Consider the following 11,215-nt stretch of genomic DNA (forward strand, 5'->3'; position numbering starts at 1 on the left):
CTACTTACTGGTTGAGCCAGACGTTGTAGTACTCAGGAGCAGCGATGGCCGACGTCTCGCCCATACCCTGGACTTCTGCGGTATAGAGGAAGTGGTTCTGCTGGTCATATAACGGCAGGACGTAGAAGTCTTCTAACACCATTTGCTGTGCTTGTTCGTAAAGATCAGCACGTTCGGCGTCGTCGGTGGTTTCTTCGGCCCGAACCAGAATCTCATCAAGCTCGGGGATATCGACCTGGGCGTTGTTGGCGAAGTAGCCGGATGGGGCAGGTTCAATTGACGATGAGTGGTACAGGATTCGTAGGACCGATGGGCCGACCTTGGTGTACGGGGCGGAGACCAGGTTGTAGTTGTGCTCGGCCAGGGCAGCGTACCAGCTGGAGAGATCTAACAGGTTGATCTGCATGTCGAATCCAACTTCAGCGGCCTGGGCTTGGAACTGTTCAAATAGGGACTGCTCAGCGGGCACCGACTGGTTCGTGGAAACCGGCATGGTGAGCTCGAGGCGTTCGCCGTCTTTCATCCGAACGTTATCCTCGTCGCGTTCGGTCCAGCCGGCTTCATCCAGCAGGTCGTTGGCCTCATCGACGTCGCGGTAGAACAGGGAATCATCGGAAGAACCCAGGGGTTCGACCGAGGACAGCAGCGAATGCGAACGTGGTGCGGTATCGAAGAACAGGGCTTGGATACCGCCGTCAACATCTACAGCGCGAATAAAGGCTTCACGAACTAATGGATCATTAAAGGGCGCCTGCGAAGAGTTCAGCTCGAGGCGGTTCGAAGCACCTGGCCGTGGCGAATCCAGGTGACCGATGTTGGCATTATCTGCAGACTGAATAGTGTCTGGCTGGGCGTTATCAATGACGTGGACTTCACCGGACTGTAGCGCTGCATAGCGGGTTGCGGCTTCTGGGATGAGACGCCAGGTGATGCCATCGAGGTAGGCCAGGTCATTTTCGCGCTGAGAGTCTTCCACTGGCAGAACATAATCTTCGTTGCGGACTAGATTGATCTGCTGTTCACGATCCCAGGATTCTACTTTGAACGGACCGGTGCCGACCGGGGATTCGCAGTTTTCTTGTACGTCACGAGCCAGTGCATCGGGGGACTGGATGGCGGTCCAGTGCATGGACAGTGATTCTTCCAGCGCGTTATCTGGGGCCGATAGGTGCAGATTGGCGGTCAGATCGTCGACGATTTCAACTTCTTCGACCTTTTGAACCGCCAAGTAGCCGGTCGAGGACGCCGTATCTGGGTCCTGGAGGTGTTCGACGTTGGCTTTGATGGCCTCAGAAGTCAGCGGGGTGTCATCGTGGAACGTGATGCCATCGGTCAGGGTAATGGTGTGGGTCAAACCGTCTTCAGAGACCTCGGAGCTCTCGGCAAGCCAGGGGACAGTTTCGCCATCCTCATTTTTAGTGAACAGGGTTTCCAGATACTGGGTTGAAATCAGGCCCTGAGGATAGTTGCCGCCGTAGTGGGGATCCAAGCAATCGGGTTCGGCGTCGCCAGATGCATAAATGAGAGTGCCACCAGATTGCGGTTCGCCGGATGCTTCGCCCTGGGTTGAGCCACTATCACCACAGCCAGCCAGTGCCAGGCCACCGATTGCGGCGGTGGCCAAGATTTTCAGTTGTGAGGATGAGAATTTTGCCATAGCGATAACTTTACGACCAGCGCACCGGTTGCGCCGTGTAAAAAGTCACATGCGACAGCGACGTTCGGTACCAACGAAATTCACTTTCGGTTTACCATGGGTTTTCTGCAAGTTGCCGGGATCTGATGAGTCCGATGTCACTTGGTAGCAGTGCATGTTACGGTTTATGAGATCGTTGTTTGGGTGCTTGAACACCCTGTTGAAGTGAGGGTTTTCGGGTCTATGACTTGGCGGATGTATTCGATCATCGTCTTATTACCGCTCGTGGCTATGACTGTGGTGGCTACGCTAAGGCCACTGCAATGGATCTCCCTAGTGCCCGACCCAATGGCGACGCACTTTGATGCTGAGGGCAATCCGGACGGATTCAGCTCCCCGATCACGAGCATTGCTTTAATCACCGGGATCAATCTGGTGGTCGTCATAGCGGTTGTTCTCGGCCTGCGTCTGAAATTTTTGACCGGGCTTCAGGGACGGTTTCTGTCCGGTTCGGCTGCGTTTACAGTCGTGCTGATATCGGTGCTTCAGCTAGAACTGTTCAAAAGCCAATCCAGCCTCACCGTAGCAACAGAGGCCTCGTTTCCACTGTCGGTAATGGGGATGACACTAGGCTTTGCGGCAATTGCGGGTATCAGCATTGGTCTGGTGCCGACCCCAGCACCGAGTGCCACACACCAAACAACACCGGAGCATTCATCGGCGCAGAGTACACCGGAGGATCTGACGTGGCGCAGCGTTGAAATGATGCATCCAGGTGTGCAGTTCGTTGTCCTCCTCGCCATTGCCGGCGTGCTTGGGTTTCTGACGCTTGTACCCGGGTGGATCAGTCTGGTGATCGCTGTTGTCACCGTGATTCTGGTGATCGCGACCTGGGGATGGCGCATCTCCGGTGCTGGAACAGGACTGATCACCCGTGCTGGTTCCGGTCTAAGGATCACACGGACCAACGGGCAAGTCCTTGAGATCAGTACGCAAGACGCTGTCACGGCGGCCAACCTCTTGAACTATTACGGACAGCGCGAGACGGCTCAGTAGGCTTCCGAACCCCTGAACAGATATTTACTATGGCAGATACCAATTCACAGCGGCTGCACTGCTGTGAGACCGAGGTCTTCTTATCCAACCGATTAGCCGGTGCTGGCCGGAGATATAGACGATGGCTAGTATCCACACTATGTACCAGCACCTTCAACACGTTTGTCCGGTGAGTAGTGTGACATCGTGAGTAGCACCGAGCGACTCTATTCGGTACTGATCCGACGCAATGCTGAGGCAGAAGACGAAATACCCGCCGATAGAAGACACACCATTGCGCCGAACGGGCTGCGACTGGTGCTGGCGAATGCGTTGCAGTCCTCGGGTGATCAGGTGGTCAACGCCTCGACGGTTTTGCCGTGGCTGTTTGCAGTACTGGGCGTTCCGCCAGCACTCACCGGCGTGCTGGTGCCCATCCGGGAGGCAGGCTCAATGCTTCCGCAAGCTTTTCTCACTCCGTTGGTGTTAAGAGTGCGGTACCGTAAATGGGTTTTTATTGCTGGTGCTCTCGTGCAAGCCGGTGCGGTCGCCGTGATGGCTGGAACCGCTGCCCTTGGTGAAGGACTGGCAGCAGGTCTGATGATTGTGGCAGCACTAGCGATCTTCGCCTTGGGCCGTTGCCTCTGCTCAATCTCCTCCAAGGATGTTCAAGGCCGCACAGTGCCCAAAGGGGAACGCGGCCAGATTAATGGCGTAGCCACCACGGCGGCCGGACTCGTTGCTATCACCCTGGGTCTTGTGATCAGACTGCTTGGCGGAAGTGATATTGCTGCTGAACAATTGTTCTGGTTGCTGGCTCTTGGGGTGGTGTTATGGCTTGCAGTTGCCGCGGTCTATGTCGGTATTCGGGAACCAGTCAACGAACAGTCCGCGTCTGCCAAGAGCACGACGAACGAATCAGCGTCTGAACATAAAAATTCGTTTGTTCGGATGGCAACCCTGTTGCGGCGGGACAAGCCGTTTAGAGATTTTGTCACGGTTCGCAGCCTGCTGCTTGTATCGTCGCTGAGCCCACCCTTCATTGTGACGTTATCGGTGCAAGCAGGTGCTTCCAGCCTGACGGGACTGGGCGGGTTTATTATTGCCTCAGGGCTGGCAGCATTAATTGGTGGACGGCTCTTTGGACGCTTCGCTGATCGCTCCAGTAAAAAGCTGATGAGTATCGGCGCGGGTGTGGCCTCAGCTGTCATTATCGTCACGGTGGGGCTCGCTGCGCTGCCCGCGGTGAGTGCTGACAGCTGGTGGGGAAATATACTATTCGTGGTCTCATATTTCGCCGTGACACTGATGCATACGGGCGTCCGTGTCGGCCGAAAAACCTACGTCGTTGACATGGCCCAGGGAGATCAACGAACCGTGTATGTTGCCGTCTCGAACTCAGCGATGGGCCTGATACTGCTTGTCACGGGAGGCCTCAGCTCACTGCTGGCGCTGGTACACATCGCATGGCCGCTGCTGTTCTTAGCGGCTATGGGCATCATCGGGGTGGTGGCCGGAGCACGGCTGCCAGAGGTCTCCCGCGGGTAGCGGTCTCCAGTAGTCTCTGCCCCGATGCAGCATCGGAGTTTTTGCTTTGCTTGGACCGGCACGTAGTGAGGTCCCTTCTGCCATGACAGGAATGTAGCCATACCGGATGTTCGCGCTCAACTGATGGTCATGCAGCGATAATCGCTATACATGCTATACCCCCAGTAGTATGCTGGCCTCATGGCAACAAAAGATCTAACCCAAGAAACGTTCCAAGAAACTATTGAAAACAACGACATCGTCCTGGTGGACTGGTGGGCCGACTGGTGCGGCCCTTGCAAGATGTTCGCTCCGGTCTATGACGAAGTCTCCCAAAAGCACGAGGACATCGTCTTTGGCAAAATTGACACCGAAGACCAGCAGCAGCTTGCCGCAGCGGCAGGTATCTCCTCCATTCCAACGCTGATGGCCTTCCGGGAAAACGTCCTGGTCTTCTCCCAACCCGGCGCCATCAACGCTCAGCAGCTGGACAGTCTTATTGAGCAGGTCCGTGGACTGGATATGGAAGAAGTCCACAAGCAGGTTGAAGAAGCTCGTGCCAAAGCCGAGCAAAATAAAAACTAACGATCCCGAAAATCGGTAGCCGTCATGCGCGGCCCGAAACGCGAAAAGCGGATCCCCGAGGCATACATCAGCCTGACAATGCGCTGTCGATGACCAGCCCAGGGCTCAAGAAGCTCCAACATCCCGGCGTCATCGGTGCGTTTACCCGTCAGTGCTTCGCCGACATGGTGGGCTAAGTGATAGTCACCAACCGCCACGTAATCGGCTGCCCCGTGGGTCCGCTGAAGTGTTTCTGCCACCGTCCACGGCCCAATACCGGGCAGTGAATTCAACCCTTTCGCAATATCTACAAGCGGCTTATTCGCCAATCGATGCAGTGCGCTGGCACGGGAAGCCACAGTCTTCAAAGTGCGTGCCATAAACGGTTGCACCCAGCCTGCATGCCATTGCCAGGAAGCGATATCCAAAATCGTCTCGGGCCGAGGAGCTAGCTTCGGTGCAGGGTCGCCGGCAGGGGAGGCCGACCCATACGTCTTGGCTAACCAACTCCAGGTTGCCCGCGCTTGGTGCTGTGTGACCTTTTGCTCCAGCACCACGGTTAATAATTCATCCACGAGCTGTCCGGTAGCCATCAGACGCATGCCTGGATGACGACGTCGTGCAGCGACTATAGGTTTTGGCAAGAGCTTGGTAGTTTGCGCCAGCACCTTATCGAATGCTTCCCAACCTGCCAGTGCGGCCTCATCGACTCCGAGCAGTACCGGCATGCGTTGAACAACAGCCTGAATAGCGTCGTCATCACCATGAGCCCAGACGTGATACCTTATGGCACCAGGATGTAATGGCGAATTCGGGTGGACCATGGCGATGGTTACCGGACCGGTGGCTGCCGGTTGAAAGGATAACCAGCTGATCCCATTGATGGTTGCTGCAGTCGGGTCACCTTTGCCACGAATCAGCGGTGCCATATTGGCGGGGAGATCAACGGCAACACCCGGATGCAGAACATCAGAATAATCGGGTTCGCGCACGAAGTTCATGGCGTTTTATAACCTCCTGACACACCGTGAAATCGCCGAGCAGGTAGCGTGGTGATTATGAGCCAAAATCAGCCTACGTCAGCGGCCCCCAAGTACGCAGAAACTATTCTGGACCTCATTGGCAATACGCCGTTGGTCAAACTCAACTCGATCGGATCGGATCTAAAACCAACGATCCTGGTCAAGTGTGAATTTCTCAACCCTGGCGGATCCATTAAAGACCGCATTGCTCTAAAGATGATTGAACGGGCAGAAGCCGAAGGCAAACTCTCCAAGGGCGGAACGGTGGTCGAGCCTACCTCTGGCAACACGGGGGTTGGTTTGGCCATGGTGGCACAACAAAAAGGCTACCGGTCTGTGTTTGTTACGCCAAACAAGGTAGCCCAAGAAAAACGCGACGTGCTCAAAGCCTACGGCGCTGATGTTGTGGTATCAGAAACCTCGGTGGCCCCAGAGTCACCGAACTCCTACTACGGGATCGCCAATAAACTGGAAGAAGCCATCGACGGCGCATATCAGCCCAATCAGTTCTTTAACTCTGCGGCTCCTGAGTCGCACTATGAGACCACCGGTCCTGAAATTTGGAATGACACTGCCGGACAGGTTTCCCACGTGGTGATCGGCGCTGGCACCGGTGGCACCATGACGGGAACCGGCCGCTATTTGCAAGAAGTCTCAGCAGACCGCGAGTCTGGTCCGGTCAAAGTGGTGGTTGCTGATCCATCAGGTTCTGTCTACTCGGGTGGTTCCGGTCGTCCATACTTCGTTGAAGGTGTTGGCGAAGACATGTGGCCGGGCAACTATGATCCGAATGTGCCGGACTCGATCCACGAGATCACCGATGCCGAAGCCTTCCACTACACCCGCCGTCTGGCAGCAGAAGAAGGCATTCTGGCCGGCGGCTCATCGGGTATGGCACTTGCCGCTGCGGTGAAAGAAGCCCAGAACCTGTCTGAAGACGACCTGATGGTCGTTATCCTGCCGGATTCGGGGCGCGGGTATCTGGGCAAAATCTTTTCAGAAACCTGGATGCAAGAACACGGTTTCGACACTAAAGCGCCAGAACCTGTTGCCCCGCAGCGTATCGGCACTGCATACCGTGACGGCACGAGCCCGGTTGCACCGCTTCAAGAGACCGCACACGAACAGGTGGCCGGATTGGACGCCCAGATCGGTGAACTGTTAGCTGTCAAGGCAGAATGGCTGCCGGGTTCACTGCCTGAGGTCGTCATTGCAGAAATTGATGCCCCGGTTGCCGATGCCATCTCGACGATGAACCGCTACGGCATCGACGCCATTCCAGTGGTGGGCGGGGTCCAAGATCAGTACCGCATCGGTGAATTGCGTGGAGCAGTCACCGTCCAAGACCTGATGAATCAGCTGGCCGCCGGCATGATCACCGGCCAGACGTCGCTGGCCGAGATCGAACTGGTTGAACTGCCAATGGTCGGCTACATGACCTCGGTGGCTGAAGTGAAAGCCATTTTAGATGCCGCCCCGGCAGCCCTGGTGACCCGTGATGGAAACATCGCCGGCGTCGTCAGCTCTCACGATATTCTGATGCACCTGCTCGCCAACTGATAGCCCAGGAGAACACTTCCATGACGTTTATTGATAAACACACCTCCGGATTCAACACCCGGGCCGTACACGCCGGTCAGGAACTTGACCCGGTCTACGGCGCTGTTGTGCCACCTATCCACCTGTCGTCGACCTACGCGCCGGAAGCCATTGGCAAACTACGCAAGGGTTACGACTACGGGCGCGGCACCAACCCAACCCGAGATGCACTGCAAGCACAGATCGCGGGGCTAGAAACCGGGAACGCTGACACCGGATACGCCTACACCTTCTCATCCGGGCTGGCTTCGGAAACCGCGTTACTGATGGCAACCTGCAAACCTGGTGACCGGGTGGTTGTTGGCAACGACGTCTACGGTGGGACCTACCGTTTGCTTGATAAGGTGCTGGGCCCCTGGGAACTGGAACACCACGTGGTGGACATGTCCAACCTCGATCAGGTGCGCGAAGCACTTGCATCAGCCAAAGCTCGTATTCTGTGGGTTGAGACGCCAACGAACCCGATGATGAAGATTGCCGATATTGCAGCTTTGGCTGAATTAGCCAAAGAATATGACACTTTGTTGGTTGTCGATAACACCTTTGCTACCCCGTACTTGCAGTTACCGCTACAACTGGGCGCCGACGTCGTCGTCCATTCGACCACCAAGTACATGGGCGGCCACTCCGATACGATCGGTGGGGCAGTGGTGACAGAGAACGAAGAATTGGCCAATGCGATTAACTTCCAACAGTATGCTGCTGGTGCCTCGAATTCACCACTGGATTCCTATCTGGTGACCCGTGGCCTGAAGACCCTTGGCGTTCGCATGGACCGTCATGTGGCTAATGCCACTGCCATTGCCCAGTGGCTCACCGAACACCCCGGAGTGGAAAAAGTGCACTACCCGGGCTTAGAAGATCACCCTGGCCATGAGATTGCGAAAAAGCAGATGTCAGGTTTCGGTGGCATGGTCTCCGTGCAGTTCAAAGCGGGGGTGGAAGCAACCCGTAAAGTTGCGGAATCGACTCATGTTTTCCGTCTGGCCGAATCCCTTGGTGGCGTAGAGTCGCTGCTGAATTATCCAACCGCTATGACGCACGCCTCAGTTGAAGGCACCGAGTTGGCGGTTCCAGGGAATTTAATCCGTCTTTCTGTCGGTATTGAAGACCTTGACGACCTCATCGGCGACCTCGAGCAGGCACTTCAGGGGCTGTAAACGAAACCTCGATTATTGAAATTGCCGGATCTGGCTTAGAATGGGAGAGTTCAGCCAGATCCGGCTTCTTCCTTTTAACCTTCAACTCCAGTCAATGGGACTGTTGAGTGGACCGTAGCGTGCAATGCAAGGAATATACCCGGATCCTTACATCACCTTACGAAATCTAGGAAGTCTTTTTGACCGAACAATCTTCGCTGCCCGAAACTGAAATTACTTTTGAATCTCTCAATCTTGCCGATCCGATCACCAAAGCTTTGGAAGGTCTCGGCTACGAGAAACCATCACCTATCCAGGCACGCACTATCCCACTTCTGCTAGAAGGCCGCGACGTGGTAGGTCTGGCCCAAACCGGTACTGGTAAAACTGCGGCCTTCGCACTGCCAGTGCTGTCCAACTTGGCCGAGGCTGATCAACGCTATGACAGCCCACAAGCCCTGGTGCTGGCACCAACTCGTGAACTGGCCCTGCAGGTAGCAGAAGCCTTCACCTCATATGCCGAAAACATTCCATCCGTGTCCGTTGTTCCGGTCTACGGTGGCTCCTCCTATGGGCCACAGCTTGCCGGCCTGCGTCGTGGTGCAACCATCGTGGTCGGTACCCCAGGTCGCGTTATCGACCACCTGGAACGCGGTTCCCTGGATCTATCCGACCTGAAATATCTCGTGTTGGACGAAGCCGACGAAATGCTGCGCATGGGCTTTGCCGAAGACGTCGATCGTATCCTGTCGCAAGCTCCCGAAGGAAAGCAGACCGCACTGTTTTCGGCTACCATGCCGCGCGCGATTCAGCGCATCACCGGTGATTATCTCAACGATCCAGCACAGGTCGAGGTCGCTGGACAGTCAAAACCAGCCCAGAACATCCGTCAGCGGTACTTACAGGTTGCACAGCCATGGAAACTTGAAGCCATGACCCGCCTGCTGGAAACCGAAGATACCGACGGCATCATCACCTTCGTTCGCACCCGAAACATGGTCGAAGAACTCACCTCAAAACTGATCGCTCGGGGTTTCGCTGCGGCTGCGATTTCTGGTGATATTCCTCAGAACCTGCGTGAAAAAACTGTTGATGATCTACGTGCTGGTCGTATCGACATTCTGGTTGCCACCGATGTGGCCGCACGAGGTCTTGACGTCGAACGCATCAGCCACGTGATCAACTACGACATTCCCCACGACACCTCGTCCTATGTGCATCGTATTGGTCGTACCGGACGCGCTGGTCGCCAGGGTGACGCGATCCTGTTGATGACTCCTCGCGAGCGCTACCTGCTACGTTCCATCGAAAAGGCAACCAAACAATCGGTTGAGGAAATGCAGTTGCCATCCTTGGATGAAGTCAATGCTTCACGTCGGGCTGCTTTCGCCGAAGAAATCACCAAAACGATCTCGACTCACGCGGAATCATCCGAATTATCGGTGTACCGGGATCTGATTGCTCACTACATTGAAGAACACAATGTGGCAGCTGTGGACATTGCTGCAGCCTTGGCCATGATGGCTCAGGATGGTCGTCCGTTGGAAGCGGACGAACCAGACTTGCCGCCAATGAATATGCGTGGCCGTCGTAAGGAACAGCAATCGGGCGAACGTCAACGGAGCAGCCGTCCGAAGCGTCCTTCCAAGGAAGGCCAGGCGACTTATTGGATCGCTGTTGGACATAAAGACCGTGTTGGCCCGGGCAACATTGTTGGCGCCATCGCGAACGAAGGCAACATCGACATCTCCGATATCGGTGATATCCAAATTCGGCCAACCTTCTCGTTGGTGGAACTGCCCGAGGAGTTGTCTCACAAACAAGAAGAAGCCCTCAAGAACGCTATTGTGGGTGGCCGCAAACTGAACTTGCGTCTTGACCGCGGTGCACCGAAATCCTTCGGCTCTCGCGGCTCGCACGGTGGCGGTTTTGACCCGTCGCAACGAGGCCAGAAGAAAAAACAACGCTGGTCAAAAGCCAAGAAACGTTCTGAGTTTAATAGCTAAATAGCGTAGACCGTGACGTTGGCCATAAACGAGTATTTCGATTTTGCCTTTTGATCATTTGTTGGTAAAGTCTTATCTCGTTGCCCCGATAGCTCAGTGGTAGAGCGCCATCTTGGTAAGATGGAGGTCCCGGGATCGATTCCCGGTCGGGGCTCTGATAACTATAGCCTGCGAGCTCCGCAGGCTATTTTTATCCAGAGTCAGATTTCTGATTTGGCTGTGTAGCTCAGTTGGTGAGAGCGCACGACTCATAATCGTGAGGTCGGCGGTTCGAATCCGCCCACAGCTACAAAAAACCGCCCCATGACTAGGCAATATGCCAAATCATGGGGCGGCATCATTTAATCAAAAACACCGAGTTTTTGGGTGTAGATGAAATCGATGGGGTAAGGCCCAAAATATGTGTATAGATTCCTGATTTTGGGTGTTAAAACAACCCGGAAACCAGTCTTGTGATCGTGGTTTCCGGGCTGGTGTGGTTGGTGGGGTTAGTTACTTCTGCCGGCCCAGCCGTGTTGGATGCCGTTGCCGTCTTCCCAGCTGAAGTTGGTATCGAACAGCGCTGGGGTGACGGTATTGTTGGTGGTGGAGACGATCCGGGGTTTCTGGGTGGTTGCCCAGTGGTCTGGTGTGACAAGTTTCCATGGCTGCTGGGCGTTTTCCGTGCGCAAGTACAGCAGCCAGCTG

General features: G+C 55.3%; 8 protein-coding genes, 2 tRNA genes and 1 pseudogene. 8 read left to right on the forward strand and 3 right to left on the reverse strand.

Translation table 11 applies throughout. From position 1 onward, the window contains the following. Positions 1 to 4: 4 nt before the first annotated feature. Positions 5 to 1,657, reverse strand: a complete 1,653-nt coding sequence (locus K8V32_RS10410; protein ID WP_303906888.1) for an ABC transporter substrate-binding protein — start codon at positions 1,655 to 1,657, stop codon at positions 5 to 7. 222 nt (positions 1,658 to 1,879) lie between these two features. On the opposite strand from K8V32_RS10410, the gene K8V32_RS10415 reads away from it, so the two are divergent. The 3 genes from K8V32_RS10415 (at position 1,880) to trxA (ending at position 4,783) form a co-directional block, all read left to right on the forward strand. Beyond that, complete coding sequence (locus tag K8V32_RS10415) at positions 1,880 to 2,692, forward strand: DUF1648 domain-containing protein (protein ID WP_303906890.1); 813 nt, start codon at positions 1,880 to 1,882, stop codon at positions 2,690 to 2,692. A gap of 186 nt (positions 2,693 to 2,878) precedes the next feature. Beyond that, on the forward strand, positions 2,879 to 4,219 hold the full coding sequence (locus K8V32_RS10420) for an MFS transporter (protein ID WP_303906892.1): 1,341 nt from the start codon (positions 2,879 to 2,881) through the stop codon (positions 4,217 to 4,219). A gap of 180 nt (positions 4,220 to 4,399) precedes the next feature. Next, the gene (trxA, locus tag K8V32_RS10425; RefSeq protein ID WP_303906894.1) at positions 4,400 to 4,783 is read left to right on the forward strand and encodes a thioredoxin; all 384 of its coding nucleotides are present in this window, start codon (positions 4,400 to 4,402) and stop codon (positions 4,781 to 4,783) included. Here the strand turns inward: trxA and K8V32_RS10430 are convergent. Beyond that, a complete protein-coding gene (locus K8V32_RS10430; RefSeq protein ID WP_303906897.1) occupies positions 4,780 to 5,763 on the reverse strand; it encodes a DNA-3-methyladenine glycosylase family protein in 984 nt (327 codons plus the stop codon). The genes trxA and K8V32_RS10430 overlap by 4 nt on opposite strands. A 57-nt stretch (positions 5,764 to 5,820) precedes the next feature. On the opposite strand from K8V32_RS10430, the gene K8V32_RS10435 reads away from it, so the two are divergent. From K8V32_RS10435 to K8V32_RS10455, 5 genes are all read left to right on the forward strand, one after another. Continuing rightward, positions 5,821 to 7,344, forward strand: coding sequence for a pyridoxal-phosphate dependent enzyme (locus K8V32_RS10435; RefSeq protein ID WP_303906899.1), 1,524 nt, complete (start codon positions 5,821 to 5,823; stop codon positions 7,342 to 7,344). Between the two features lie 20 nt (positions 7,345 to 7,364). Next, positions 7,365 to 8,543 (forward strand): cystathionine gamma-synthase, encoded by a 1,179-nt coding sequence (locus K8V32_RS10440; protein WP_303906901.1) that lies wholly within the window; start codon positions 7,365 to 7,367, stop codon positions 8,541 to 8,543. Positions 8,544 to 8,722: 179 nt separating this feature from the next. Beyond that, the gene (locus tag K8V32_RS10445) at positions 8,723 to 10,528 is read left to right on the forward strand and encodes a DEAD/DEAH box helicase (protein ID WP_524536729.1); all 1,806 of its coding nucleotides are present in this window, start codon (positions 8,723 to 8,725) and stop codon (positions 10,526 to 10,528) included. 82 nt (positions 10,529 to 10,610) lie between these two features. Further along, a tRNA-Thr gene (locus tag K8V32_RS10450) sits at positions 10,611 to 10,682 on the forward strand. A 61-nt stretch (positions 10,683 to 10,743) separates the two neighbouring features. Continuing rightward, a tRNA-Met gene (locus tag K8V32_RS10455) sits at positions 10,744 to 10,817 on the forward strand. Between the two features lie 199 nt (positions 10,818 to 11,016). Here K8V32_RS10455 and K8V32_RS10460 read toward each other — a convergent pair. After that, positions 11,017 to 11,215 (reverse strand): annotated as a pseudogene (locus K8V32_RS10460) (IS256 family transposase); the annotation flags it as partial.

This window comes from Enteractinococcus helveticum, from assembly GCF_020742345.1.
Taxonomy (GTDB): domain Bacteria; phylum Actinomycetota; class Actinomycetes; order Actinomycetales; family Micrococcaceae; genus Yaniella; species Yaniella helvetica_A.

Bases quoted from the DNA above. Each gene is read 5' to 3' on its own strand.
- K8V32_RS10435 (WP_303906899.1), top strand. From the start codon at position 5,821: ATGAGCCAAAATCAGCCTACGTCAGCGGCCCCCAAGTACGCAGAAACT.
- K8V32_RS10440 (WP_303906901.1), top strand. From the start codon at position 7,365: ATGACGTTTATTGATAAACACACCTCCGGATTCAACACCCGGGCCGTA.
- K8V32_RS10410 (WP_303906888.1), bottom strand. From the start codon at position 1,657: ATGGCAAAATTCTCATCCTCACAACTGAAAATCTTGGCCACCGCCGCA.
- K8V32_RS10430 (WP_303906897.1), bottom strand. From the start codon at position 5,763: ATGAACTTCGTGCGCGAACCCGATTATTCTGATGTTCTGCATCCGGGT.
- trxA (WP_303906894.1), top strand. From the start codon at position 4,400: ATGGCAACAAAAGATCTAACCCAAGAAACGTTCCAAGAAACTATTGAA.
- K8V32_RS10415 (WP_303906890.1), top strand. From the start codon at position 1,880: ATGACTTGGCGGATGTATTCGATCATCGTCTTATTACCGCTCGTGGCT.